This is a genomic window from Flavobacterium urumqiense (assembly GCF_900108015.1).
GTDB lineage: Bacteria > Bacteroidota > Bacteroidia > Flavobacteriales > Flavobacteriaceae > Flavobacterium > Flavobacterium urumqiense.
The window spans coordinates 120,069-145,582 of record NZ_FNVP01000007.1 but is presented as its reverse complement, the minus strand read 5'-3'; the positions used below and the strand labels follow the sequence as shown (position 1 = coordinate 145,582).

The 25,514-nt window shown below is 33.8% G+C and carries 24 protein-coding genes; 13 read left to right on the top strand and 11 right to left on the bottom strand.

The window, feature by feature from the left end; all coding sequences use genetic code 11:
- Nucleotides 1–22: 22 nt before the first annotated feature.
- The 3 genes from C4S35_RS10120 to gcvP all read right to left on the bottom strand — a co-directional run bounded on the left by C4S35_RS10120 (nt 23) and on the right by gcvP (nt 4,982).
- A complete protein-coding gene (locus C4S35_RS10120) occupies nt 23–577 on the bottom strand; it encodes a methyltransferase domain-containing protein (protein ID WP_104000053.1) in 555 nt (184 codons plus the stop codon).
- Between the two features lie 215 nt (nt 578–792).
- Nucleotides 793–1,851: a 3-oxoacyl-ACP synthase III family protein gene (locus C4S35_RS10115; protein ID WP_104000052.1), complete on the bottom strand. Its 1,059-nt coding sequence runs from the start codon at nt 1,849–1,851 to the stop codon at nt 793–795.
- Between the two features lie 281 nt (nt 1,852–2,132).
- A complete protein-coding gene (gene gcvP / locus C4S35_RS10110; RefSeq protein ID WP_104000051.1) occupies nt 2,133–4,982 on the bottom strand; it encodes an aminomethyl-transferring glycine dehydrogenase in 2,850 nt (949 codons plus the stop codon).
- 135 nt (nt 4,983–5,117) lie between these two features.
- Here gcvP and C4S35_RS10105 point away from each other — a divergent pair, with 135 nt between their 5' ends.
- Nucleotides 5,118–5,930, top strand: coding sequence for a UbiA prenyltransferase family protein (locus C4S35_RS10105; protein WP_104000050.1), 813 nt, complete (start codon nt 5,118–5,120; stop codon nt 5,928–5,930).
- Nucleotides 5,931–5,955: 25 nt separating this feature from the next.
- On the opposite strand, the gene C4S35_RS10100 is transcribed toward C4S35_RS10105, so the two are convergent.
- The 3 genes from C4S35_RS10100 to C4S35_RS10090 all read right to left on the bottom strand — a co-directional run bounded on the left by C4S35_RS10100 (nt 5,956) and on the right by C4S35_RS10090 (nt 9,219).
- Nucleotides 5,956–6,408, bottom strand: coding sequence for an SRPBCC family protein (locus C4S35_RS10100; RefSeq protein ID WP_104000049.1), 453 nt, complete (start codon nt 6,406–6,408; stop codon nt 5,956–5,958).
- Nucleotides 6,409–6,413: 5 nt separating this feature from the next.
- Nucleotides 6,414–7,121: a YqjF family protein gene (locus tag C4S35_RS10095; RefSeq protein WP_104000048.1), complete on the bottom strand. Its 708-nt coding sequence runs from the start codon at nt 7,119–7,121 to the stop codon at nt 6,414–6,416.
- Between the two features lie 70 nt (nt 7,122–7,191).
- Nucleotides 7,192–9,219, bottom strand: a complete 2,028-nt coding sequence (locus C4S35_RS10090) for a M3 family metallopeptidase (RefSeq protein WP_104000093.1) — start codon at nt 9,217–9,219, stop codon at nt 7,192–7,194.
- A 213-nt stretch (nt 9,220–9,432) separates the two neighbouring features.
- Between C4S35_RS10090 and C4S35_RS10085 the strand changes: the two genes are divergently transcribed.
- Complete coding sequence (locus C4S35_RS10085) at nt 9,433–10,104, top strand: hypothetical protein (protein WP_104000047.1); 672 nt, start codon at nt 9,433–9,435, stop codon at nt 10,102–10,104.
- Nucleotides 10,105–10,230: 126 nt separating this feature from the next.
- Here C4S35_RS10085 and purE read toward each other — a convergent pair whose 3' ends face one another.
- Together purE and C4S35_RS10075 are read right to left on the bottom strand one after the other, a co-directional pair.
- Complete coding sequence (gene purE / locus C4S35_RS10080) at nt 10,231–10,716, bottom strand: 5-(carboxyamino)imidazole ribonucleotide mutase (RefSeq protein WP_167386521.1); 486 nt, start codon at nt 10,714–10,716, stop codon at nt 10,231–10,233.
- Between the two features lie 117 nt (nt 10,717–10,833).
- The gene (locus C4S35_RS10075; protein ID WP_104000045.1) at nt 10,834–12,000 is read right to left on the bottom strand and encodes a 5-(carboxyamino)imidazole ribonucleotide synthase; all 1,167 of its coding nucleotides are present in this window, start codon (nt 11,998–12,000) and stop codon (nt 10,834–10,836) included.
- Nucleotides 12,001–12,215: 215 nt separating this feature from the next.
- Between C4S35_RS10075 and hpt the strand changes: the two genes are divergently transcribed.
- The 10 genes from hpt to C4S35_RS10025 all read left to right on the top strand — a co-directional run bounded on the left by hpt (nt 12,216) and on the right by C4S35_RS10025 (nt 20,753).
- Complete coding sequence (gene hpt, locus C4S35_RS16040; protein WP_104000044.1) at nt 12,216–12,746, top strand: hypoxanthine phosphoribosyltransferase; 531 nt, start codon at nt 12,216–12,218, stop codon at nt 12,744–12,746.
- A gap of 12 nt (nt 12,747–12,758) precedes the next feature.
- On the top strand, nt 12,759–13,331 hold the full coding sequence (locus C4S35_RS16035; protein WP_104000043.1) for an adenylate kinase: 573 nt from the start codon (nt 12,759–12,761) through the stop codon (nt 13,329–13,331).
- A gap of 215 nt (nt 13,332–13,546) precedes the next feature.
- On the top strand, nt 13,547–14,821 hold the full coding sequence (locus C4S35_RS10060) for a hemolysin family protein (RefSeq protein WP_104000042.1): 1,275 nt from the start codon (nt 13,547–13,549) through the stop codon (nt 14,819–14,821).
- Between the two features lie 73 nt (nt 14,822–14,894).
- Complete coding sequence (obgE, locus tag C4S35_RS10055; RefSeq protein ID WP_104000041.1) at nt 14,895–15,896, top strand: GTPase ObgE; 1,002 nt, start codon at nt 14,895–14,897, stop codon at nt 15,894–15,896.
- Nucleotides 15,897–16,019: 123 nt separating this feature from the next.
- The gene (locus tag C4S35_RS10050; protein ID WP_104000040.1) at nt 16,020–16,712 is read left to right on the top strand and encodes a tetratricopeptide repeat protein; all 693 of its coding nucleotides are present in this window, start codon (nt 16,020–16,022) and stop codon (nt 16,710–16,712) included.
- 65 nt (nt 16,713–16,777) lie between these two features.
- Nucleotides 16,778–18,133 (top strand): UDP-N-acetylmuramate--L-alanine ligase, encoded by a 1,356-nt coding sequence (locus C4S35_RS10045; protein WP_104000039.1) that lies wholly within the window; start codon nt 16,778–16,780, stop codon nt 18,131–18,133.
- Between the two features lie 7 nt (nt 18,134–18,140).
- The gene (locus C4S35_RS10040; protein ID WP_104000038.1) at nt 18,141–18,599 is read left to right on the top strand and encodes a GNAT family N-acetyltransferase; all 459 of its coding nucleotides are present in this window, start codon (nt 18,141–18,143) and stop codon (nt 18,597–18,599) included.
- A 13-nt stretch (nt 18,600–18,612) separates the two neighbouring features.
- The gene (radC, locus tag C4S35_RS10035; protein ID WP_104000037.1) at nt 18,613–19,308 is read left to right on the top strand and encodes a RadC family protein; all 696 of its coding nucleotides are present in this window, start codon (nt 18,613–18,615) and stop codon (nt 19,306–19,308) included.
- A gap of 9 nt (nt 19,309–19,317) precedes the next feature.
- Nucleotides 19,318–20,007, top strand: coding sequence for a YjjG family noncanonical pyrimidine nucleotidase (locus tag C4S35_RS10030; RefSeq protein ID WP_104000036.1), 690 nt, complete (start codon nt 19,318–19,320; stop codon nt 20,005–20,007).
- 2 nt (nt 20,008–20,009) lie between these two features.
- Nucleotides 20,010–20,753 (top strand): hypothetical protein, encoded by a 744-nt coding sequence (locus C4S35_RS10025; protein WP_104000035.1) that lies wholly within the window; start codon nt 20,010–20,012, stop codon nt 20,751–20,753.
- Between the two features lie 76 nt (nt 20,754–20,829).
- Here C4S35_RS10025 and C4S35_RS10020 read toward each other — a convergent pair whose 3' ends face one another.
- A complete protein-coding gene (locus tag C4S35_RS10020; protein ID WP_104000034.1) occupies nt 20,830–22,107 on the bottom strand; it encodes a replication-associated recombination protein A in 1,278 nt (425 codons plus the stop codon).
- Nucleotides 22,108–22,370: 263 nt separating this feature from the next.
- Between C4S35_RS10020 and C4S35_RS10015 the strand changes: the two genes are divergently transcribed.
- The gene (locus C4S35_RS10015) at nt 22,371–23,138 is read left to right on the top strand and encodes a rhomboid family intramembrane serine protease (RefSeq protein ID WP_104000033.1); all 768 of its coding nucleotides are present in this window, start codon (nt 22,371–22,373) and stop codon (nt 23,136–23,138) included.
- 58 nt (nt 23,139–23,196) lie between these two features.
- Here the strand turns inward: C4S35_RS10015 and rlmB are convergent, their stop codons facing one another.
- Both rlmB and C4S35_RS10005 read right to left on the bottom strand, forming a co-directional pair.
- A complete protein-coding gene (gene rlmB / locus C4S35_RS10010) occupies nt 23,197–23,931 on the bottom strand; it encodes a 23S rRNA (guanosine(2251)-2'-O)-methyltransferase RlmB (protein WP_104000032.1) in 735 nt (244 codons plus the stop codon).
- A gap of 66 nt (nt 23,932–23,997) precedes the next feature.
- Complete coding sequence (locus C4S35_RS10005; RefSeq protein WP_104000031.1) at nt 23,998–25,506, bottom strand: SusD/RagB family nutrient-binding outer membrane lipoprotein; 1,509 nt, start codon at nt 25,504–25,506, stop codon at nt 23,998–24,000.
- Nucleotides 25,507–25,514: the final 8 nt, after the last annotated feature.

The window sequence follows — 25,514 nt, the reverse complement described above, 5'->3', positions numbered from 1 at the left end:
TTAAGCTTAAAAATTTTAGAGTCTAGGCTCCCTTCTCTTCGGGTAGGGTTGGGGTATGTGTTTTTTCAGCGTAAACAATATAATATCTATTGGTGAACTTTCTCAATAATGGACGAAAGCCAAATTTATTAACTGGATTTGTCCATTTTTCTCTGTCGATAATTTTCCATCCTGTTTTCTCCAAAAGCCAGTCCACTTGCCAATCTTCAAACTCATGGTAATGTCTGTCCCACATGTCTATTTTGCTCCTGTATGCCGGTGAAAACCACAAACGCATGGGAATAGATAAAAAAAGTTTGTCTGATTTTATTTCTTTTAAAATAGTGTACGGATTAAGTAAATGTTCAAAAATTTCGAAAGCAGTAACCACATCTGTTTTTTCAGACTGAAATACTTCTTGATTAGTATCTAAGTCTTCTCCTGTCGTATTTTTAACTGAAAAACCTTCCTCTTTCATGATTTTAGAAAAAGGATTTTCTACCCCTAAATCTAATATTGAATGGGAAGTTGAAATGTGTTTTTTTAAAAACTCTAAAGTATGTTTAAATCTTTTATTTGGAAACGTTTTTTCGTACATTTTTTTATTTTTTAACAGCAAAGGCGCAAAGGTACAAAGATATGTTTCTTTTTTGCAGAATTTTTAGCCCAGATAACAACGGAAAGCCCACGACTCAAAAAATGTAGTTTTTATTAGCTTAAAAAAGCGACTGAAAGAAGCTCTTTTTAAGGTTTAGAAAAACACATTTTTTGAGTGTGGACTTGAAGTGTATATCTGGATTAGCTCCAAATAAATTAATATCTGTAAACAAATGCGTTAACATTCATTCCTGCTCCAACGGATGCAAAAAGTAGAATATCGCCTTTTTCTATCGATTGATTTTCAATTTCTCCTCGTATTAACAAGTCGAAAAGAGTAGGTACGGTTGCAACACTGCTGTTTCCCAGTTCATGAATGCTCATAGGCATGATGTCTTGAGGAACTGGTCTGTCATGCAATTTATAAAAACGTTGAATGATAGCTTCATCCATTTTTTCATTAGCTTGATGAATAAGAATTTTTTTAACTTCGTCTATCTTAATACCGCTTTTATCTAGACAACTCTTCATTGCTGCCGGTACTGTATTTAATGCGAATTCATAAATTTTGCGCCCGTACATTTTTATGTATCGAATATCTGGATCTAAATCGGGATTATATGATTTTCCAAAAAACAGAAAATTGGCTTCATCCTTAGCGTATGTGCCACTTTCGTAGGATAGCATACCGGTCTCGTCATCAGAAGCTTCTATTATTGCAGCGCCAGCACCATCAGAATAAATCATAGAGTCTCTGTCATGCTCGTCAACCACTCTTGATAAGGTTTCGGATCCGATTACCAAACAACGTTTTGCCATACCAGATTTGATGAAAGCATTTGCTTGAAGAACGCCTTCTATCCAGCCCGGACAACCAAAAAGGATGTCGTAAGCAACGCATTTTGGGTTTTTTATTTGTAATTTATTCTTAACACGTGTGGCTAAGCTAGGAAGCATATCGGATTGATTTGTTCCGTATTTTACATCGCCAAAGTTGTGTGCGAATATAATATAGTCAATGGTTTCAGGATCTATTCCTGCATTTTCAATTGCTTTTTGAGATGCAAAAAAAGCTAAATCTGATGAATTTAAATGGTCTTCAGCATAACGCCTGTGTTCGATTCCGGTTATGCCTTTAAATTTTTTGATTATTACTTGGTTTGGATAAGCAAAAGCGGTTCCATCCTCGTTTAAAAAGACATGTTCGCTAAAATCTGTATTACTTACTTTTTTCTCAGGAATATAACTTCCTATTCCAGCTATTTTTATTTTCATTGCGTTAATTTTCCAAAATTTATGCTAATTTAAACATAAAAAAATAATTACACTCACAATATTTACTATGCACGCATATAATTATGTAATAATAATTTTTTGGCAAAAATATTAATTATTTCATTACAAATTGCGAAAAATGATATGATATCTATTTCTTAATAATTGCAATCAATAAGATGGCTATTTTAAGAGTTGGTAATAAACTATTTTTTAAAGTTTGTATAATTTTAAAGGTAAAAAAAATGTCCCGATTTCTCGAGACATTTTTTAAATATAAATTAGTTTTCCATGTAGGCTTCAATAGGAGCACAACTACAAACTAAATTTCTGTCGCCATAAGCATCATCAGCACGACGAACAGTTGGCCAGAATTTATTTTCAGCAATATAATCCAATGGGAAAGCAGCTTGTTCTCTGGTGTAAGGAAAATTCCAAACTTCAGTAGTAAGCATCGCTAAAGTATGAGGTGAATTTTTCAAAACGTTATCAGTATCGTCAGCATGGCTCGCTTCAATTTCTTTACGGATTGAAATCATAGCATCACAAAAACGGTCTAATTCTTCCAGGTTTTCACTTTCTGTTGGTTCAATCATTAATGTTCCTGCAACTGGGAAAGAAACCGTTGGTGCATGGAAACCATAATCCATCAAACGTTTTGCAATATCAGTAACTTCAATTCCTTTTTGTTTGAAAGGACGACATTCTAAAATCATCTCGTGTGCAGCACGGCCCATTTCACCTGAATATAATGTATCGTAATGACCGTTTAATTTTTCTTTGATATAGTTTGCATTCAAAATAGCATATTCGGTAGATTGTTTCAAACCTTCAGCACCTAACATACAAATATATCCATAAGAAATCAAACAAACTAAAGCAGAACCCCAAGGTGCTGCAGAAATTGCTGTTATGGCAGTTGAACCACCAGTTGCAATTACTGGATTGCTTGGTAAAAATGGTACTAATTGTGGTGCAACACAAATTGGTCCAACACCTGGTCCACCACCACCGTGAGGAATAGCAAACGTTTTGTGTAAGTTTAAGTGACAAACGTCAGCACCAATAGTAGCGGGATTTGTTAATCCTACTTGGGCGTTCATATTGGCACCATCCATATACACTTGTCCACCATTATCGTGAATCAATTGTGTAATTTCTTTAATAGCACTTTCAAAAACACCGTGAGTAGATGGGTAGGTTACCATCAAACAAGAAAGATTAGCTGCGTGGAGAATTGCTTTTTCACGTAAATCTTCTACATCAATGTTTCCGTTTTCTAATGTTTTAGTAACAATAACTTTCATTCCTGCCATAGCTGCCGAAGCTGGATTTGTTCCGTGAGCTGATGATGGGATTAGAGCAATGTTTCTATGATGATCTCCTCTTGATTGGTGGTACGCACGAATTACCATTAATCCTGCATATTCACCTTGAGCACCAGAATTAGGTTGTAAAGTTGTTCCTGCAAAACCAGTAATAACATTTAATTGTTGTTCTAGTTTAGCTAACATTTCTTGGTATCCTTGTGCTTGATCAAGCGGAGCAAATGGATGAATGTTATTCCATTGCGCATTACTTAATGGCAACATTTCTGAAGCTGCATTCAATTTCATGGTACAAGATCCCAATGAAATCATAGAATGATTCAAAGCCAAATCTTTTCGTTCTAACATTTTGATGTAACGCATCAAAGCGGTTTCCGAATGGTATTTGTTGAAAACATCATGTTGTAAGAAAGTGGATGTTCTGTTTGTGTTTTCCGGAAAATGATTTGTTTCCGATAAACTTTCAATTGTAGTTGCTTGAGTTCCTTTTGCGGAAGCAAAGACAGTAATGATTTTATTTAAATCAGCAATACTTGTCGTTTCATTCAAAGAAATTGAAACGGTATTTTCGTCGATGTAATAAAAGTTAATTTCGTTTTGTTCAGCAATCTCTTTTATTTTTTTGGCAGCAGCCTTAACGACGATGGTGTCAAAGAAAGCAGTATTGGTTTGTTGTAAACCTAATTTTTCTAATGCGTTTGCCAAAGTTGCAGCAGATGCGTGAACCTTGTCAGCGATATATTGCAATCCTTTTGGACCATGATAAACCGCATACATTCCAGCCATAACTGACAATAAAACTTGTGCAGTGCAAATATTTGAAGTCGCTTTGTCACGTTTGATGTGTTGTTCACGTGTTTGCAATGCCATACGTAAAGCACGGTTTCCATTTGTATCAACGGTTACTCCGATGATTCTTCCCGGCATACTTCTTTTGTACTCATCTTTTGTTGCAAAATACGCAGCATGTGGACCACCGTAACCTAACGGAATTCCGAAACGTTGTGTTGTTCCAAGAACTACTGCAGCACCTATTTCTCCTGGAGGAGTCAGTTTTACCAAACTTAAAATATCAGCAGCAACAGCTACCTTTATTTCATTTTCTGTCGCTTTAGCTATAAAACTAGCATAATCATGAACTTGTCCAAATTTTCCTGGATATTGAAGGATTGCTCCGAAAAATTCTGTTGAAAAATCGAACTCTTCATGGTTTCCAATTACTAATTCAACACCAATTGGAGTTGAACGGGTTTGTAAAACCGATAATGTTTGTGGTAAAATTTCTTCTGAAACAAAGAATTTACAAACATTAGCTTTCTTTTGATCACGAGATCGTACGTCGAATAATAATGCCATTGCTTCCGCAGCGGCAGTTCCTTCGTCTAACAAAGAAGCATTGGCAATTTCCATTCCTGTTAATTCGATAACCATGGTTTGGAAATTCAAAATCGCTTCTAAACGACCTTGAGCAATTTCAGCTTGGTAAGGTGTATAAGCAGTATACCATCCCGGATTTTCAAAAACATTTCTTTGAATAACCGCAGGAATAATCGCTTGATTGTATCCTAAACCAATGTAGGATTGAAACATTTTGTTTTTATTCCCTAATTTTTGAATATGATTTGCAAATTCATATTCGGTCATTGCAGGTTCTAAATCTAAATCTGATTTCAAGCGAATGTCACTTGGAATAGTTTCGAAAATCAATTGGTCCAGCGTTTCTGCGCCAATTGTTTTCAACATATGTTGTAGGTCGTTTTCTCTTGGGCCTATGTGTCTTAAAGCAAAAGCATCTGTTTTCATACAAAAATATAGGTGTTGTTTTTTAGTGGTGCAAAAATAAGTATTATTAATAATTTAAAAGGTATTTTGTGGTTCCTATTTTGTCAATTTTTCAGCTAAATGATGGATTTGTTCACAATTGACTAATTTTGTCTAATGAAGATATTTAAGCAAATATTTAATTTTTACATAAATAGCAGCATTCACGTTGCTTTATCTTGCTATTCCCTGGTTAAGATGACGCAACACATGTTCAACATTTCTTTAGATCAATCTATTGCTAATTTTGTTTTTTTCGGAACAATTGTGGGATATAATTTTGTGAAATATGATGCTTTGGCCAGAGCCAAAAAACTACTGATGCGCACGGAATTAAAAATAATAGCTTTATTCAGTTTTTTTGCGCTTATTTTGGTCGGTTTCTATTTTTTTCAACTGCAAAGGATCACCCAAATTGTTGCGGTTGCTTTTTTGAGCATCACTTTGTTGTATACGCTGCCGTTTTTTCCTAATAGGAGGAATGCCAGAAACTGGGCTGGTGTGAAAATTTATATAGTGGCTTTGTGTTGGGTTGGAGTGACTTTAGGATTACCTGTTTTAAATGCTGCTATTTCTATTACTTCAGATTTTTATCTAAAATGCATCCAGCGATTCATCTTAATTTTTGTCTTAGTTCTTATTTTTGAAATAATTGATTTGGCAAATGACGATCCCCATTTGAAAACCGTTCCACAACAAATAGGAGTGAAGCGCACTAAAATATTGGGAATACTGCTTTTGATTCCGTTCTATTTTCTGGAATTTTTAAAAAGTAATTTTGATGAGAAACAATTAATTGTCAATTTAATTTTAGTTGCTTTAATTTCCTTATTTCTGCTTTTCGCCAATGAAAAACGTTCTAAATATTATACTTCTTTTTGGGTAGAAAGTGTGCCTATTATTTGGTGGTTGTTACTTGTCAGTCTCTAAAAATGGTATTTTAAAAAAAATGGTATTACTGCTTTTCTGCTAAAGTTCTCAATGTTTTATTTCTCTGAAGAAGAAAATTAAGCAAATGGTTTTTTAAAAATAAATAATCAAATAGTTTTCCAAACACCCCATAAGGTACTTCGTAATATATTTTATCTTTCATTATTGTGAGACCATTTTTTTCTGTAAAAAAATGTTCATGTCGAAAAGATTTAAAATGACCTTCCTCCATTTCATCAACAAAATAGTCATATACATTCATTGCCGTTATTCTGCTTTTATGCTTTAAATAAACGCCAAAATGTTTGCCTCGCCAAGTTACGGTCTCATTAAAATTTATTAATCCGGAGGTTATTCCGTCAATTGCCGTTTCATGAGTAGGACTTGCAGGCTGTTGGTGTACATCAATATTTCGTGATAAGTCAAAAACACATTGACGTGGCGCGTTTATTCTTGTGATAATTTTTATTACAGTCATTAAAATTAGATTTTTCTTTTGTCTTCAATTGTGATTTTCGAGCCAATAGCAAGAAAGACTGATGTTGGTTTTAATTCTTTAATGAACGCAAATTCTGGTCCGTAGACAGTCTCAAAATCGATTTCAGATTTATTGTTGATTACTTCAAGTTGCTGCCATCTAGGATGGGTAACTTGGTATTCAAAAGTTTCATTTTCGTTGATTTTGGTATAACCAAAGTAATGCTCGGTTATAAATTCTGCTTCAGAGTCTACCTCAATAGCAATGGGATTTTTATTGGTTTCTACATGAATGGTGTTCCAATAATTATTTACTTTCCATTGGTATGTAAATTCTCGGGAGTTTTCATTAGCTTTCAGATTGTGTTTCATTGGTAGCGTTTGGTAATGCTCATTGTAGAAAGTATTCGCAACAAATGAGATGGCATGTTTAGGAACAATTTCACTGATAAAAACCGCGCCTCTTTTCCAAACTCCATTCTCAAAGCGTCTAACATAAAACCGAAGATTTACTTCTTCAAAATCAGAATGAAAAGGAATTTTCATCCCTAAAACTCGAACATTTTCAAATAAGAAACCTATAAAACTAACATAACACTTGCCATTGAAGAAATCTATTTCCGTTCCTTTTGGAACGAACTTTTCTAATATTTGAGGGTTAACTTCATAGTTGATCATTGCTAGATTATTCCACTCGGCTTTTAAGAAACTCATAACTTGATTGAATTAAATAGTAAAAATAGAACCCGAAGTATTTAAAATTCGGGTTCAAAATGGTTGTTGTTTAAAGTAATCCGGCTCTTTTTAGTAGAGCTTCTGGCGAAGGCTCTTGTCCTCTAAAGCGTTTGTATAAAATCATAGGTTGTTCTGTTCCGCCTTTTGAAAGCACATTCTCCTTAAATTTTGTTGCCACTTCTTTATCGAAAATTCCTTTTTCCTGAAAATATGCAAAAGCATCTGCATCAAGAACTTCCGCCCATTTGTAACTGTAATATCCGGATGAATATCCGCCTTGAAAAATATGTGAAAAAGAAACACTCATGCAATTCTCGGCTACATCAGGGTATAAAGTAGTGTGTTCGAAGACTGCTTTTTCAAAAGCTTTGACATCAGTAATTTCGTTTGGATTGTTACTGTGAAATGCCATATCCAATAATCCAAAACTGATTTGACGCAAAGTTGCCATTCCTTCCTGAAAACTAGCGCTTTCTTTGATTTTCTCCACAAATTCCTGCGGAATAATTTCTCCTGTTTGATAATGATTCGCAAATAAGGCTAAGGCTTCGGGTTCATAACACCAGTTTTCCATTATCTGGCTTGGCAATTCCACAAAATCCCAATAAACCGAAGTCCCTGATAAACTAGGATACGTTGTATTGGCTAGCATGCCGTGTAAACCGTGGCCAAATTCATGAAACAAAGTCGTTACTTCATTAAATGTCAATAAAGAGGGTTTGGTTTCTGTTGGTTTGGTAAAATTGCAAACGTTAGAAATATGAGGTCGTTCGTTTATACCATCTTTAATATATTGTGATTTAAAAGAGGTCATCCAAGCACCATTACGTTTGCCTTTTCTTGGAAAAAAATCAGCATAGAAAATGGCGACTAATTCGCTGTTTTCATCTTTTACTTCGTAAGTGGTAACTTCATCATGGTATTTATCGATGTCGAAAATTTCAGTAAACGTTATGCCGTATAATTTCTGAGCAACCGTAAATGCTCCTTTTAAAACTTTTTCTAATTGAAAATAGGGCTTTAGTTTTTCATCGTCTAAATTGAATAATTTTTGTTTCAATTTTTCTGAATAATAAGCACCATCCCATTTTTCTAAATGGTCAATATCGTCAAGTTCTTTTGCGAAAGCGGTAAGTTCAGCAAATTCTCTTTCAGCTGCAGGTTTTGCTTTAACTAATAAATCATCCAAAAACAATTTTACTTTTTCTGGATTTTGCGCCATTCTCTCTTCCAAAACAAAATGAGAATGGGTTTCATAGCCCAGTAAATTAGCTCTTTCATGACGCAATTTGGCAATTTTCAATACGTTTTCCTGATTGTCGTATTCATTGTTTTTGAAGGCCTTTTTTCCGGCAGCGATGGCAATTTCTTTTCGCAGTTCTCTATTTTCAGCATAAGTTACAAAAGGAATGTAACTTGGAAAATCCAATGTAAAAATCCAACCTTCTATATTCTTAGATTGAGCCAATGATTTAGCGGCTTCAATAGTTCCTTCAGGTAATCCCTTTAAATCTGCTACATCGGTAATAATTAATTCGTAATTATTGGTTTCGGCAAGAACGTTTTCACCGTAAGTCAGTTTCAGTTTAGCTAATTCAGTATCAATTTCGCGCAAGCGTATTTTTTTATCGTCAGAAAGTAACGCTCCGTTTCTCGAGAAATTTTTGAATTTTTTATCTAGTAATGTAGCTTGTTCAGGCGTTAAAGTTAAACTCTCTTTTTGCTCGAAAACTGATTTTACTCTTTTGAATAAATCGGCATTTAGAGTGATGTCGTTGCTAAACTCGGTTAACAATGGCGTAACTTCCTGAGCGATTTTCTGCATTTCGTCTGAGGTTTCTGCCGAGTTCAAATTGAAGAATATACTAGATAATCGGTCTAATGCTTTTCCAGTAAAATCTAATGCTTCAATGGTGTTTAAGAATGTTGGTGGTTCTAAATTATTTATAATTGCATCAATTTCTGCCTTTGCTGCTGCAATATTTTCGATAAAAGAGGGCTTGTAATCGTCAAGTTTTATTTGTGAAAATGGTGCAGTATCGTATTTAGTATTGAAAAGTTGAGTAAGAATTTTCATTGTAGAGTTGTTAATTATCATTAGTTGAAATATAATAATTTCAATATACAAATGTAGGTATTTATTAAAAAAAATGGAGTTTCTAAACGGATTGATTAACTGTTAAACTTTATAAAACGCCAAGGTGTCTTGTGGTTAAAAAGACCTACATTGTAAAAAATGATTGGTTATTAAACCCGTTAATTATAATAAAGTTAATAAATTAAGTACGATATGAAATATCAAGTTACAATAAAAAGTGCCTATAGTGTAGATGAAATTGAAGACTATTGGACCAATGAAGATTATGTGCAATTACTGGAGAAATTCGATTATCCAGATGCGTCAGATGCGGATACAGCTAGTTTAAAAGAATTGTTGTTTATGGCAATCTCTGATTTTGAACCTAAAGAAGCGGCTGTAATCGTATTGACTTACAAATTATCAGAACAATTGAATGAAGGTCAAATTCAACAGATTTCAAACGACATGTTTTTAGATAAAGTTTGCGAAGAATATCCGGAAATAGGCTTGCATTCAAAATTGTTTCATGTCAATCAATTGCTTTTTAAGGCATATAATGGTACTTTTCCTAACGCAAAAGCTACAATCGTGAAGTGTAGTTTTGCTCCCTTAGAAGAAGAAAATGTAAAGGAATTAACAAAGGAAGACGTATTAAAGCTTTTAAGCAACGGACTGTCTGAAAGTACTCTTATTAAAAGATTGTTCGATCAGGCAATGAGTCAAAATGCTCCATTTCCAGAAGCAAATGATATACTTTGGGATTTATCCACAACGGACAATATCAATTATACTATTATCACATCTGAATATTGGTTAAACAGAGAAGATCTTATCGCTTCGGAGTTTGAGGGTGTCTTAGAAGTCGTAGCGGAAGCAGAGTAAAATATTCACGTATTGAAAAAGTTTGTATAACTTAAGTTGTGAGAAGGTTAAAAAAAGTTTTAAACATGAATTTCACCAATTTACATGGGCGAATATGTAATTTAGTGAAATTTGTGTTTTTCTTTTTTATTTTTGGATGCTTGCCGAAGCGATGATTACCGCTTCTTTCAGTCCTGTTTTGTACAATACTACACGGTCAAGGATATTTTTGTTATGACTTCCTATGATTTGAGCGGCAAGGATTCCTGCATTTTTTGCTCCATTTAATGCAACTGTTGCAACAGGAACGCCGCTTGGCATTTGAAGAATTGATAAAATACTATCCCAACCATCAATGGAATTACTTGATTTTACCGGAACACCAATTACCGGAAGAGGTGACATAGAAGCTACCATTCCAGGTAAATGTGCAGCACCGCCAGCACCTGCAATTATAACTGATATCCCACGAAGATGTGCATTTTTACTGAAATCAAATAGTTTTTCGGGAGTTCTGTGCGCCGAAACAATGTCAACTTCTGTTTCTATATCAAATGCTTTTAAGATGTCTATCGCTTCTTGCATTATGGGCATATCTGATATGCTTCCCATTATTACGGCTACTTTCATTATTTTTTATTTAAAGATTACTTCGTCCGTTCGCCTTACGGCTCGGGTGAAAAATTTAAAGATTGAAAAAGTATTTAAAACTCTATTTAGCTTAGTATAATTTTTAAATCATTAAATCTTTTAATTATTCAATTTATCGCTGATCACTCTTATCGTATTCTTCACATCTTCAGCAATTCTGCGGGCTTCGCTAATGTTTTCATTTATTATAGTAACATGTCCCATTTTTCTGAAGGGACGCGTTTGTTTCTTTCCGTAAATGTGTGGTGTAACACCGTCCCATCCTAATATTTTTTCTATATTTTCATAAATCACATCTCCAGAAAATCCTTTTTCACCAACCAAATTTACCATAATCCCAGCTACTTTACTATCCGTATTTCCCAAAGGCAAATCAAGAATAGCACGCAGATGGTTTTCAAATTGGGAGGTATAACTGGCTTCAATAGAGTAATGTCCTGAATTGTGTGGACGAGGAGCGACTTCATTGATTAAGATTTCATTATCCTCCGTTTGAAACATTTCAACGGCCAATAAACCTACGTGATTGAATTTCTCGGAAACATTTAGGGCAATTGCTCTTGCTTTTTCGGCAACTTTGTCATCAATTCTAGCAGGACAAATCACATATTCTACTTGGTTTGCTTCCGGATGAAATTCCATTTCCACGACAGGATACGTTTTTATGTCGCCGGATGGATTGCGGCAAACAATAACTGCTAATTCATTTTTGAACGGAACCATTTCTTCAGCAATGCATTCTACATTGGCTAAATTGTCTAAATCCGATATTTGTCTAATTACCTTAACGCCATTTCCATCATAACCAAATTCCGTACATTTCCATACGAAAGGTAATTTTAGTTTGGAATCAAGAATGTCAACAACTACACTTTTTAAATCTGGGAATCGTTTGTAATTTGCAGTTGGAATATTGTGTTGTCTATAAAAATCTTTCTGAATTCCTTTATTTTGGATTAGTTTTAGTGTTTTTGGAGAAGGATATACTTTTAATCCCTCGTCTTCTAGTTTTACTAAAGCTTCAAGATTAACCAATTCGATTTCAAAAGTCAAAACATCAACTAGTTTCCCAAAATTGTAAACCGTCTCGAAATCCATTAAGTCGCCTTTGAAAAATTGATCACAAGCTATTTTGCATGGTGCTTCATCACTTGGATCAAGTACATAAGTCTGTATGTCAAATTTTCGAGTATCAAATAACAGCATTTTGCCTAATTGTCCGCCACCGAGAATTCCCAGTTTAAAATCGGAAGAAAAATAATTCATGGTGAGTTGTATGTTTGGGCAAAGATACTTTATAATCATTAAATCCGAAAATGCTATTTTGTTTTCTTCAGTATTTTTAGGACATCAATTAGAACTTTCAATATATTTTGAGCCCTTTTCTTGTGATATTTACTTAAAAGTACAAAATAATGACCATTTATCTATTGTCAAATTCGAATTCTGTATCTTTGCACATTATTTTAAACACGAGAATAATGATACAACTTCACGATAAACAATTTGTTCCGTTTATTTCCGCTAAAGAAATTGAGTTTGCAATAGCAAAAATGGTTGCGCAAATTGAAGATGATTTTGCGGATGAAACACCAATATTTGTAGGTGTTTTGAATGGTGCTTTCATGGTCGTTTCGGATTTTATGAAGATCTATAAAAAACCATGCGAGGTGTCTTTTATAAAAATGGCTTCTTATGAAGGAACTTCTTCAACGGAAGAGGTTAAACAGTTAATTGGGTTGAATCAAGATTTAACAGGACGTACAGTTATTGTTATTGAAGATATCGTAGATACTGGAAACACTGTTGTAGAATTGAAAGCATTATTCAAAAAACAAAATGTAAAGCATTTTAAAATAGCTACACTTTTTTTTAAACCTGAAGCTTACACAAAAGACATTAAAATAGATTACGTTGGGATAAGAATTCCAAATAAATTTATTGTAGGCTATGGATTGGATTACAATGGTTTAGGAAGAAATTTACCGCAAGTATATAAATTAAAAGAATAACTACACAACAACATGACTAACATTGTTTTATTTGGAAAGCCAGGAGCTGGTAAAGGAACTCAAGCCGAGTTTTTGAAAGAAAAATACAAATTAACACATATATCTACTGGAGATGTATTCCGTTTTAATTTAAAAAACGACACTGAACTAGGCAAGCAAGCACGAGTCTATATGAATGCCGGCGATTTAGTCCCGGATGAATTGACAACAAGAATGCTTATTGATGAGGTAAATAAACATCCGGAAACAAACGGTATTTTGTTTGACGGGTATCCAAGAACAATTTCACAAGCCGAAGCATTAGATGCTTTTCTTACTTCAATTGGATCTAAAGTTGCTGCAACAATTGCACTTGAAGCCAATGATGAAATCTTGATCCAGAGATTATTGGAAAGAGGAAAAACAAGTGGCAGAATAGACGATCAAGATGAAGAAAAAATCAGAAATCGCTATCAGGAATACAATGAAAAGACGGCTCCGTTAATGGAATATTATCAGGAGCAAGATAAATTTCATGCAGTAAACGGAATAGGTTCAATTGCTGAAATTACCGAAAGAGTAAGTAAAGTGATTGATAATTTATAGGAGCAATTCCAGCTGTACATTACAAGTCCTCGCTAAAAAAATATTTTTCTAAGTCATTAAAGGAGCTTCCTGTGGTCGCTCTTTTATGACAAGAAAAAGTAATTTTTTATCTGTGGGCTTTTCATTACCATCTGGGCTAAAGACCCAAGTTGTCGATTTACGAAAGTAAAAAGTAAAAACAGATATTTTAATACACAAACGAATCAACTAAGAAATTGGAAATAGTAATAATATTTTTTCTGATACTGTTAAATGGAGTTTTCTCTATGTCTGAAATCGCATTGATTTCCGCAAGAAAAAATAGATTAGAGACAGCTGCAAAAAAAGGAAATAAAAGCGCCAAAATTGCTTTAGATTTAGCGAATTCTCCTAATAAGTTTTTGTCTACAGTGCAAATAGGAATTACCCTGATAGGAATTCTTACCGGTATATACAGCGGGGATAAAATCACAAAAGATGTGGAAGCGTTTATTAAAGGATTTGAAATGCTAACACCCTATGCGCATCCATTAGCGGTAGGAATTGTGGTTGTGATATTAACTTTCTTCTCTCTTGTTTTAGGAGAATTATTACCTAAAAGAATAGGCTTAAATCATCCTGAAGCGATAGCAAAAGCTGTAGCATTGCCTATGAAAATAGTGTCTATCGTTACGGCACCTTTTATTTGGTTGCTAACACATTCTACGGAATTTTTGTTGGATATTTTAAAAATAAAACCAACCGCTGATGGTAAAGTAACGGAGGAAGAAATAAAGGCTATCATCAAGGAAGGAACTGAAGGGGGAGAAGTACAGGAAATAGAACAAGATATCGTGGAACGTGTTTTTCATATTGGGGATAGAAAAATAAATTCTTTAATGACCCATAGAAAATCAGTAATGTTTTTACCCTTACATTCGAACAAGGAACAGGTAAAAGAATTTATGCTTAAAGAATTGCATTCTATTTATCCTGTATATGGGGATAATTATGATGATATTGTGGGCGTTGTAAACCTGAAAAATATTTTTGCTCATTTTGAAAATGAAAATTTCAATCTGGCAGATATAATGACGGAAGCTCCTTTTATGATGGAGCAAACGACCGCTTACATAGCTCTTGAAAACTTCAAAAAAACAGGTATTCATTATGCGTTTGTTTCTGATGAGTATGGTGTTTTTCAAGGTGTAATTACTTTGAATGATATTCTTGAAGCTTTAGTAGGTGATGCTTCTGATTTTTATAAGGATGATTTTCAATTAATTGAAAGAGAAGATGGAACTTGGTTAGTAGATGGTCATTATTCATTACACGATTTCTTAACGTATTTTGAATTGGATGAATTGATAAATGATTATGAAGTTACTACGGTCAGCGGATTAATAATGACGGAACTCTCTCATATCCCAAAACAGGGTGAAAAATTGATTTGGCAAAAATTTCAGTTAGAAGTTATTGATATGGATGGCGTTAAGATTGATAAAGTAATGGTGAAATCATTACAAATGTAAAAATAATTTATAGGATTGAAGAACTCAAAATGAGTACGGAATACTATAGTTGAAAAATTGAATATTAGAAAAGATGACTGAAGGGAATTTTGTAGATTACGTTAAAATATATGTTTCTTCCGGAAAAGGAGGAAAAGGATCTACGCATTTGCATAGAGAAAAATTTATTGAAAAAGGTGGACCAGATGGAGGAGATGGTGGTCGCGGTGGACATGTTTATTTAGTTGGGAACAAAGGTCTTTGGACCTTGTTTCACCTTAAATTTGCGCGACATATTAAAGCAGGTAATGGCGGTGATGGTAGTGGTGACAGAAGTACAGGTGCGGATGGTGACGATAAATTCATCGAAGTGCCATTGGGAACTGTTGTGAAAGATAAAGAAACTGGGGAGATCTTGTTTGAAATCACTGACGATGGAGAAAAACAAATACTTTCTCGTGGTGGAAAAGGCGGTTTAGGAAACTGGCATTTTAGAAGTTCAACCAATCAAACACCAAGATACTCACAACCTGGATTACCTGGAGCTGAGATGGATGTGATTTTAGAATTGAAAGTACTTGCTGATGTAGGTTTGGTAGGTTTTCCTAATGCAGGAAAATCAACGCTATTATCTGTATTGACTTCAGCTAAACCAAAAATTGCGGATTATCCGTTTACTACATTAAAACCAAATCTCGGTATTGTAGCGTACAGAGATTTTCAATCCTTTGTAATTGCAGATATTCCGGGGATTATTGAAGGTGCTGCTGAAGGAAAAGGATTAGGACATTATTTCTTGCGTCATATTGAACGTAATTCAACTTTGTTATTTTTAGTCCCAGTTGATACTCCCGATATCAAAGCAGAATATGATATTTTAGTCAATGAATTGACGAAATACAATCCAGAGATGCTTGACAAAGAGCGTTTATTGGTAATTTCAAAATGCGATATGTTGGATGATGAGTTAAAGGCAGAGCTTAAAGTTGAATTAGACGTTGCCTTCAAAGATATTCCTTATATGTTTATCTCATCTGTTGCCCAACAAGGATTAACAGAATTGAAAGATAAGTTATGGAAAATGTTGAATGACTAAGAACTAAGTTTTTATAAAAATTGAATCCGTCTCGTTATGTAATGAGGCGGATTTTTTTTATAAAAAGATAAACCTTTCATAAGGTTGTCAAATTACAATTATAAATTTCCCTATTTTTGAAGTATGAAACAATTACTTGTAATCTTTTTATTATTTCCTCTGATGATTTGGTCACAATCCACTTTTGATACTGCAGAAAAATTATTCAAAGAAGAAAAATTTGATCAAGCACGACCTATTTTTGAAAATTTTCTAAAAAGTAATCCGTCTAATCTTAAAACCATTGAATATCTGGGAGATATTGCCGGACGAAATAAATCTTGGGATACAGCGATTGGTTATTATAAAAAATTAAAACAACTCAGACCTTCTGAAGCCAATTATTATTATAAATATGGAGGTGTACTTGGGATGAAAGCCATTAATGGCAATAAATTCAAAGCCCTAGGAATGATTGATGAAATTAAAGGATCTTTTGAAAAAGCAATAATGCTGAATCCAAAGCATATTGAGGCACGTTGGGCATTAATTGAGTTGTATATGCAACTGCCAGGAATTGTCGGCGGAAGCCAGTCTAAAGCCATAAAGTATTCTAATGAATTAATGAAACTTTCACCAGTAGACGGTTATTTGTCAAGAGGTCATATTGATGAGTATTTTAGAAGATATACTGCAGCCGAAGAACAATTTAAAAAAGCAATAGCCATAAACGGTTCAAAAATGAGCTATCAAAAGTTGGCAAATTTGTATAAAAACAAAATGAATGAGCCTGAAAAAGCCAAATCAGTTTTGGAAGAATATAAAAATAAAAAATAGTAAATAAGTTATAAGATTGACTTTTAGCTTATTTAGAATTCAATAACCATAAATTTTAAACTAAAATGCGTACACATTTTATTGCTATAGGCGGAAGTGCTATGCACAATCTTGCTTTAGCATTGCATAATAAGGGATATCAAGTGTCAGGAAGTGATGATGCTATTTTTGAACCATCAAAATCCAGACTAGATAAAAAAGGAATTTTACCTCCAGAATTAGGTTGGTTTCCTGAAAAAATAACGCAAGATATTGAAGCAATAATTTTAGGAATGCACGCTAAAGCTGATAATCCTGAATTATTGAAAGCACAGGAATTAGGATTGAAAATATATTCGTATCCAGAATTTCTTTATCAACAATCCAAAAATAAAACGCGTGTAGTTATAGGTGGTTCTCACGGGAAAACTACTATTACATCCATGATTTTGCATGTGATGCATTATCATAATATTGCTGTGGATTACATGGTAGGGGCGCAATTGGAGGGATTTGATACGATGGTGCATCTCACCGAAGAGAATGATTTTATCGTTTTGGAAGGTGATGAATATTTATCTTCTCCTATCGACAGAAGACCAAAATTTCATTTATACCAACCCAATATTGCTTTAATTTCTGGAATTGCGTGGGATCATATTAATGTTTTTCCAACCTATGAAAATTATGTAGAACAATTTGAAATTTTTATTGATAAAATCACCAATGGTGGGATATTGGTCTACAACGAAGATGACTCTGAAGTAAAACGTGTAGTAGAATCTGCGACTAATCCTATTCGTAAATTAGCCTATCATACTCCAAAATATAAGGTAAGTAATGGTGTTACGCTTGTCGAAACTCCGGAAGGCGATATGCCTATAGAAGTTTTTGGGGCACACAATCTTAATAATTTGGCTGGAGCCAAATGGATTTGCCAGAATATGGGTGTTGATGAAGCCGATTTTTATGAAGCTATTGCCAGTTTCAAAGGAGCGTCAAAACGATTAGAGAAAATTGCTGAAAGCAAAAATAAAGTAGCTTATAAAGATTTTGCTCATTCGCCAAGTAAAGTTGCGGCAACTACAAAAGCAGTTAAAGAACAATATCCAAACAGAACTTTGGTGGCTTGTTTAGAATTGCATACCTACAGCAGCTTGAATGCTGAATTTCTAAAAGAATATGAGGGCGCTTTACAATATGCAGATAAAGCAGTTGTTTTCTATTCACCTGATGCGGTTAAAATTAAGCAGCTAGAAGAAGTGACTTATGATCAAATTGCGAATGCATTCAACAGAAAAGATTTAATTATTTATACGAATCCAAAAGATTTTAAAAACTATTTATTCAACCTAAATCTTGATAATTCAGCTTTATTATTGATGAGTTCCGGGAATTATGGTGGATTGAATTTTGATGAAGTTAAGGAATTGATGCAATAGAAAAAGAATGAACAGCAAAATTGAAATTACTAAAACTACTAGTGAAAATCCAAATTTTATTGATCTTGTTGCGGCTTTAGACGTCAGTTTGTGGTCGCGTTATCCAGAATTAAAAACAAATTACTGGGGAAATAATATTATTGAATTCAATCCTAATGTTATTATTGTTCATCTTGAAGGCAAGGCAGTTGCTTGCGGTTGCTTTAAGAAATACGATAAAAATACAATCGAATTAAAGCGTATGTTTGTTTCTCCAGAAGCGCGTGGTTTAGGTTTAGCGAAACAAATAATACAAGAACTGGAACTTTGGGCGCATGAGTTAGGTTTTTCTTTCTCTGTACTGGAAACGTTGGATAAACAAAATCAAGCCATCGGTTTGTATCAAAAAGTGGGTTATACTATTGTTGACAACTATAAACCTTATGTGGGTTTAGAAAATAGCATTTGTATGAAAAAACAAATTTAAGATAAATATACCTATGCCTGAAAATTCTTTTTTTCCAATAACCAATTGGTCCGAAGACGATAAGCCACGCGAAAAACTAATGCTAAAAGGCAAAAGTGCTTTGAGTGATGCAGAATTGATTGCAATTTTGATTGGCTCAGGAAGTCGAAACGAATCGGCAGTCGATTTGAGTAAAAGGATTTTATGTAGCGTAAATAATAACTTAAGCGCATTAGGGAAACTTTCTATTTCTCAGTTAATTAATTTTAAAGGAATAGGTGAAGCTAAAGCCATTTCAATTATCTCCGCTTTAGAATTAGGAAGACGTAGAAGAGTAGAGGAAGCAGTAGAATTGACAAAAATTACCTCAAGTAAAACAATTTTTGAAATGATGCAGCCTATTATTGGCGAATTGCCTCACGAAGAGTTTTGGATTGTATATTTGAATAATTCAAACAAAGTTATTTCAAAATCACAATTGAGTAAAGGCGGAATCACGGGTACTTTGGTTGATGTTAGATTAGTTTTTAAGATGGCACTTGAAATGGGAGCAACGGGATTGATATTGTGTCACAATCATCCTTCTGGAACATTAATTCCTAGTGATGCCGACAAACAAATTACACGTAAGCTCAAGTTAGCTGGAGACAGTCTGGAAATAAAAGTACTAGACCATTTAATCATTACAGAAATGAATTATTTTAGCTTTGTTGACGAAGGCATATTTTAGAAATTAAAAATGAAAAACACCATTATTAAAGACGTTTTCTTTGATTTAGATCATACGCTCTGGGATTTTGACAAGAATTCTGAATTGACATTTGATGCTATTTTTAATAAAAATCATCCAACTATTGAAACGAAAGAATTTATTGAAAAATATGTTCCTATAAATCAGGCCTGTTGGAAGTTATATCAATATGATAAAATTACGCATGAGGAGTTGCGCTATAATCGTTTGAAACATTCTTTTGATGCAATAAATTATTGCATTTCCGATGAACAAATAGAAAGCATTGCTCAGGATTACATTCATTTATTACCGGAAAATAACCATCTTTTTGATGGTGCTTTTGAGGTTTTGGATTATTTAAATCAAAAATATAAACTCCATATCATTACCAATGGTTTTGCTGAAGTGCAGTATAAAAAACTAAGCAATTCTAATATTGGGAGTTATTTTCGAACGATTACCAATTCTGAAATGGCAGGGGTAAAAAAACCAAATCCAATTATTTTTGAATATGCTCTTGATTTGGCTAAAGCCAAAAAAGAAAGTAGTATAATGATTGGTGATTGCCTTGAGGCTGATGTCCAAGGCGCTCTTGACGCTGGATTAGATTCTATTTTTTTTAATGGAAATAATGCACAAGTAGAGCAAAATATTAAACAAGTTAATCATTTATTAGAGCTAAAAAAATACTTATAATTATGAAAAAAAGAATTTTAATTTTATTGTTATTGATTGTGAGTTATGGTTTTTCGCAATCTGTAAATGATTTTAAATCGGTAATAATCCCCTTGAAATTTGATTTTACTAAGGTTGAAAATCAATACCGTCTGGCAACTTTGTCAAAGTTTAATTTAAATAAAGCAGGATTTGAGGCTTATTATACTAATGAAACCACTGGTAGCGAATTCAATAATAGATGTAGTTTATTATATTTTGACGTCGTAAAAGAAAAATCATTTTTGACTACGAAACTTCATATCCTTTTTAAGGATTGTAACGAGAAAATTATTTTTCAATCGGTAACAGGAATAAGCAAGGAAAAGGAATTTCAGCTCGCATATACAGAAGCTTTGAGCAAAGCATTTGTATCGGTGTTTGCTTTAAATCATAAATATAACGGTATTGGAGTGACGAATACACAACAAGCAATAGTAATGACTGCAGTTCCCGTTACAATTCCTTCTAAAAGTAGTACCGAAACTAATAGTATAGATAAAAACAACACGAACTTATTTTATGCTCAACCTGTAACTAACGGCTTTCAGTTAGTAGACAGTTCTCCAAAAGTGGTAATGAAAGTGTTTAAAACATCAAAGGTCAATTGTTATATTGCAGTAAAAGGAAATACTCAAGGTGTTTTAGTTGCAAAAGACAATCAGTGGTTTTTCGAATATTATCTAAACGATAGTCTTATTTCAGAAAAAATAGATGTTAAGTTTTAGATTTCAGATTAAGATTGATAAATATATTTTGTGTTTGAAATCTGTAATCAAAAATTGTTAATCAAGAATTTGAAATCTAATAGCCATATTTATCTTTCCAACGATTCTTAAGAAATTCTCTTATAGAATTTTCTCTGGAATTATTTCCTGGAATATATAAAGGCTTTTTAGAAACAGCCTCCGGTAAAAATTCTTGTTCTGCAAAATTGTTTGCAAAATCATGAGAATATTTATACTCGTCACCATATCCTAATTCTTTCATTAGTTTTGTGGGAGCATTGCGTAAATGTATTGGAACTGGTAAATCTCCAGTTTGTTTTACGAGCTGTTGAGCTGTTCCAATAGCCAGATAAGAAGCATTGCTTTTTGGGGAAGTCGCTAAGTAAATAGCACATTGACTCAATATAATTCTGCTTTCCGGATAGCCTATCGTTGTAACAGCCTGAAAAGTATTATTAGCCATAATAAATGCTGTAGGATTGGCATTTCCTATGTCTTCACTAGAAAGAATGAGCATGCGTCGCGCTATAAATTTGACGTCCTCACCACCTTCAATCATTCTGGCTAGCCAATATACAGCACCATTTGGATCGCTTCCACGAATTGATTTTATAAAAGCAGACACAATATCATAATGTTGTTCACCACTTTTGTCATACAAAACGGTATTTTGCTGCACCAATTCAAAAACACGATCATTGGTGATTATAATGTCGGTCTCATTTGATGCATTTACGACGAGTTCAAAAATATTTAATAGTTTGCGTCCATCACCGCCAGAAAGACGCAGCAGAGCTTCTGTTTCTTTTAGTTTGATGTTTTTTGTTGCCAAAAAAGTATCTGTTTTCATGGCGCGTTGCAGTAAGGTTTCTAAATCAGCTTTCGTAAAAGCATTCAAAACATATACTTGACATCTTGACAATAAAGCAGGGATTACTTCAAAACTGGGATTTTCCGTTGTTGCACCTATCAATGTTATCCATCCTTTTTCTACAGCCGCCAAAAGGGAGTCTTGTTGTGATTTGCTGAAGCGATGAATTTCATCTATAAAAAGTATTGGATTTTTTGCGGTAAATAGCCCTCCGCTTTGTTTTGCTTTTTCAATAACCTCACGAATATCTTTTACACCTGAATTTATGGCACTCAATATGTAAAAAGGACGTTTTGATTCTTGTGCAATAATTTGTGCTAAAGTAGTTTTTCCTGTTCCCGGTGGTCCCCAAAAAATCAATGAAGGAATAATTCCTTTCGCAATTTGTTGTGTCAATGAGCCGCTTGGTCCTACCAAATGGGATTGACTGATATAATCTTCTAATTTTTGTGGTCGAATGCGTTCTGCTAATGGTGCTTCCATTTGTTTTATAAATCTGAAATCCAAATTCGTTACTCTTCAATCATAAATTTAAATTAACTTGCGTAAAATTACTATTTTTTTTGGAGCTTTTCCAGCTGTGCACTGTATCTTTTTATCTCGTCAAATAAACGAGATAAAAAGGATGCCGTTTACATCTGGGCTAGGTAATTGTGATTTATATTTAATTAGTTTTTAGTGACAAAATAGCATAAAATTACTTTTGGATAAATTATTGATTTGTTTTTTTAAACAAAAAGACCAAAATGGATAAACATTTTAAATTTACTAATTCAGTTGTAGGATTACCACTTTTTTTTGTGTTTTTTCTTTGGTTTATCTATTGGATTGAAATTCGATTTGATTTTGATTTTGCTCCGAATGGAATTTTTCCAAGAACATTTTCAGGTTTGCAAGGTGTTTTATTCAGTCCATTCATTCATTCTGACATGAATCATCTTTATAATAATTCGTTGCCATTATTGGTCTTATTAGCTGCTTTGCAATTTTTTTACGCTAAACAATCGATAGCTGTACTATCTTATGGAATATTTTTTTGTGGAATAATTACTTGGATAATAGGAAGGGATAATTATCATATAGGGGCTAGTGGTTTGATATATGTTTTGGTTAGTTTTATTTTCTTTAAAGGGATTCAGACAAAATATTATCGTTTGGTTGCGTTGTCACTTGCCGTTATCATAGTATATGGCGGAATGGTATGGTTTGTTTTTCCAAAAGTGGATGAAGCAATTTCATGGGAAGGTCATTTAGCCGGATTTATTACAGGTTTTGGATTGTCATTATTTTTCAAAACGCCAGAGTATAAAAAGATAATTAAATACGATTGGGAGCATCCTGATTTTAATCCTGTAGAAGATAAATTTATGCAACGTTTTGATGCCAATGGAAATTTTGTAAATCTTCCCCCTTCTGAAGAAGCTGAGGAGCTGTTAAGCTATTATTCTTCTGATTTTCCTGTGGACTATAAAGTCATCGGAAACAAAAAAAATGAATCAAAGCCGGAGTTTTGATTCATTTTTTATTTATGCTTTTAGTCTCCCTTTCTTTTGGAAAGGGCCGGGTATGGGATTAACTTCTTTGTCTTACTGCCTCATACAAGAATGCGCCACAAGCAACCGATACATTTAAAGAACCAATCGTCCCAAACATAGGTAGTTTTGCTTTTTCATCTACAATTTTAAGTACAGATGGATTTACTCCACGGTCCTCTGATCCCATTATGATCGCTACAGGTTCATTTAATGAGATGTCATAAATAGTCTGATCTGTTTTTTCGGTTGCGGCAACCGTCTTAATTCCGCTAGCCTGTAAAAGAAAAATAGCATCCTTAATGTGTTCTACTTTACAAATCGGAATATTGAAAACTGCTCCAGCAGATGTTTTGACAGTATCGCCATTTACAGGAGCTGATCCTGCTTTTTGAACGATTATTCCATTTACTCCTGTACATTCAGCTGTTCGGATTATAGCTCCAAAATTACGCGCGTCAGATATTTGATCTAATATTAAAAATAAAGGCTTTTTTCCATTTTCAATTACGGATTCTATCAAAGATTCTAAATCGAAGAAAGAGATAGGGGATATGGTAGCTACAGCACCTTGATGGTTATTAGGCGTAAGTCTGTTTAATTTTTCTACAGGAACATACGAGAAGTTAATATTACCGCGCTTCATCACTTTCATTAAGTCTTTCATCAGTTCGCTGCTTGCTTCCTTTTGAATGTAGACTTTGTCTACCGTTGCGCCCGCTTGAATTGCTTCAATTATTGCTCTAATCCCGAATATTTGGTGTTCTTTTTCCATGGTGCAAATATATAAAAAAAACCACTCAAAAATTGAGTGGCTTTTAATTTTAGATAATAGGATTTATTATAGATCCCACCATACTTTAGATTTATTACTATCTTCAGCAGGCGTTAAACCTTGTACTCCCGTGTTATAATTGGCGGTGTTGAATTTTACTTCATTATCAGGGTACTTATATCTTGTTGGAATTACTCCTCCATTAAAAGTTCCTGAAGGTGCCTTTAAAGCTGGTACTTTCGTACGTCTCCATTCGCTATAAGAATCAAATGGGGCTAAGAATAAAGCTACCCATTTTTCTTCACCAATTACTTTTAATACACCTTCAGCAGTTACATCAACTACTCTGGCATCTGCGTAAGCATTTGCAGCGAGCATTGCATTATCAAATTGTGCTTGAGTCATGGTAGGTGTAGCGATGTTGAATTTGTAATGTCTGTATAATGTTTCAAAAGAGATAACAATACCAGATTTCAATAAAGTAGTAGGATTTTCAGTTGTCCATCCTCTAGCTGCTCCCTCCGCTCTGTTTAAGAAAGTATAAGCGGCCATTGTCATTGGTAATGGAGAATCTTGACCATTTAAAGTCAGGTTCATTCTACTAGAACCACCTGCAGAACCACCTGGATTACCATAAGGTTTACCAGCTCCTGTAGAACTTCTCATGTACAAACCAAGTCTAGCATCTGCCGTGTGATTTGAGGTTCTTTTTAATGTTCCAGTTCCTTTTAATGATTGAACGAATTCGCTAGTGATATCATAATCCGCAGGTCTTGACGCAAAGTAAGGGTTAGAAACTCCATCGGCAGCAATGTATTTGAACCAAGGTTCATCTGCAATGGTCGTTATTACTCCTCCTGCGTTATTTAATGCACTATTAAATTCAACTGCTGCAAATCCTGATGTAGTAGGATATCTTTTAGAAAGTTGTAACGTAGCTTGTAATAAAGTTGAGTTAGCTAACTTTTTCCATTTAGCAACATCTCCACTGTATAATACGTCCCCTTTTGGTTTTGTTTCAGCCGTTTTTAACATGTCACGTCCAGATTTTAAATCAGCTATTAGCGATTTGTATATAAATTCTTGTGAATCATATTTAGGGTTCAAGAAAGCTATGCCATTTCCAGCTTCTGTGTAAGGAATGTTACCATATAAATCAGTGATTCTTTTTGTTACAATCGCTTTCATGATTTTAGCAACACCTATCTGATTATTAAGTGAACCTTGAGACAAAACTGTCGGGGTCACATTTTCAGGAACATTTAAAAAGTTAATAAGTACGTTTAAATTACCAAAAGCTTTTACATAATATTCGCTCCAATCTTGTGCAACGTCACTATATCTGGTCTCATCCAAATACACATTCTGAGTTTGATATTGAACGTATAAAGTTGGGTTAGTAGCATAAATTCTACCTGCGTTGTTAGAATAATCTAAAATTGCACCAGTCATTAAACCCGCTGGATCAATTTTAGAAGGTCCATTGATATTTTGGTTAGTGTCGCCAAAATCTACCGTATCACATGATGCAAAAAGCAATGCAGCGGATAAAGTAGTTAAAATATATTTTTTCATATCTAATT

Excerpts from the sequence above, each read along its gene's own strand:
- C4S35_RS10030 (WP_104000036.1), top strand. The coding sequence starts at position 19,318 with ATGAAAAACACCATTATTAAAGACGTTTTCTTTGATTTAGATCATACG.
- gcvP (WP_104000051.1), bottom strand. The coding sequence starts at position 4,982 with ATGAAAACAGATGCTTTTGCTTTAAGACACATAGGCCCAAGAGAAAAC.
- C4S35_RS10120 (WP_104000053.1), bottom strand. The coding sequence starts at position 577 with ATGTACGAAAAAACGTTTCCAAATAAAAGATTTAAACATACTTTAGAG.
- C4S35_RS10075 (WP_104000045.1), bottom strand. The coding sequence starts at position 12,000 with ATGAATTATTTTTCTTCCGATTTTAAACTGGGAATTCTCGGTGGCGGA.
- C4S35_RS10115 (WP_104000052.1), bottom strand. The coding sequence starts at position 1,851 with ATGAAAATAAAAATAGCTGGAATAGGAAGTTATATTCCTGAGAAAAAA.
- C4S35_RS10105 (WP_104000050.1), top strand. The coding sequence starts at position 5,118 with ATGAAGATATTTAAGCAAATATTTAATTTTTACATAAATAGCAGCATT.
- C4S35_RS10085 (WP_104000047.1), top strand. The coding sequence starts at position 9,433 with ATGAAATATCAAGTTACAATAAAAAGTGCCTATAGTGTAGATGAAATT.
- C4S35_RS10020 (WP_104000034.1), bottom strand. The coding sequence starts at position 22,107 with ATGGAAGCACCATTAGCAGAACGCATTCGACCACAAAAATTAGAAGAT.
- C4S35_RS10045 (WP_104000039.1), top strand. The coding sequence starts at position 16,778 with ATGCGTACACATTTTATTGCTATAGGCGGAAGTGCTATGCACAATCTT.
- C4S35_RS10050 (WP_104000040.1), top strand. The coding sequence starts at position 16,020 with ATGAAACAATTACTTGTAATCTTTTTATTATTTCCTCTGATGATTTGG.
- hpt (WP_104000044.1), top strand. The coding sequence starts at position 12,216 with ATGATACAACTTCACGATAAACAATTTGTTCCGTTTATTTCCGCTAAA.
- C4S35_RS10015 (WP_104000033.1), top strand. The coding sequence starts at position 22,371 with ATGGATAAACATTTTAAATTTACTAATTCAGTTGTAGGATTACCACTT.
- C4S35_RS10025 (WP_104000035.1), top strand. The coding sequence starts at position 20,010 with ATGAAAAAAAGAATTTTAATTTTATTGTTATTGATTGTGAGTTATGGT.
- C4S35_RS16035 (WP_104000043.1), top strand. The coding sequence starts at position 12,759 with ATGACTAACATTGTTTTATTTGGAAAGCCAGGAGCTGGTAAAGGAACT.
- obgE (WP_104000041.1), top strand. The coding sequence starts at position 14,895 with ATGACTGAAGGGAATTTTGTAGATTACGTTAAAATATATGTTTCTTCC.
- radC (WP_104000037.1), top strand. The coding sequence starts at position 18,613 with ATGCCTGAAAATTCTTTTTTTCCAATAACCAATTGGTCCGAAGACGAT.
- rlmB (WP_104000032.1), bottom strand. The coding sequence starts at position 23,931 with ATGGAAAAAGAACACCAAATATTCGGGATTAGAGCAATAATTGAAGCA.
- C4S35_RS10095 (WP_104000048.1), bottom strand. The coding sequence starts at position 7,121 with ATGAGTTTCTTAAAAGCCGAGTGGAATAATCTAGCAATGATCAACTAT.
- C4S35_RS10090 (WP_104000093.1), bottom strand. The coding sequence starts at position 9,219 with ATGAAAATTCTTACTCAACTTTTCAATACTAAATACGATACTGCACCA.
- C4S35_RS10040 (WP_104000038.1), top strand. The coding sequence starts at position 18,141 with ATGAACAGCAAAATTGAAATTACTAAAACTACTAGTGAAAATCCAAAT.
- C4S35_RS10100 (WP_104000049.1), bottom strand. The coding sequence starts at position 6,408 with ATGACTGTAATAAAAATTATCACAAGAATAAACGCGCCACGTCAATGT.
- C4S35_RS10005 (WP_104000031.1), bottom strand. The coding sequence starts at position 25,506 with ATGAAAAAATATATTTTAACTACTTTATCCGCTGCATTGCTTTTTGCA.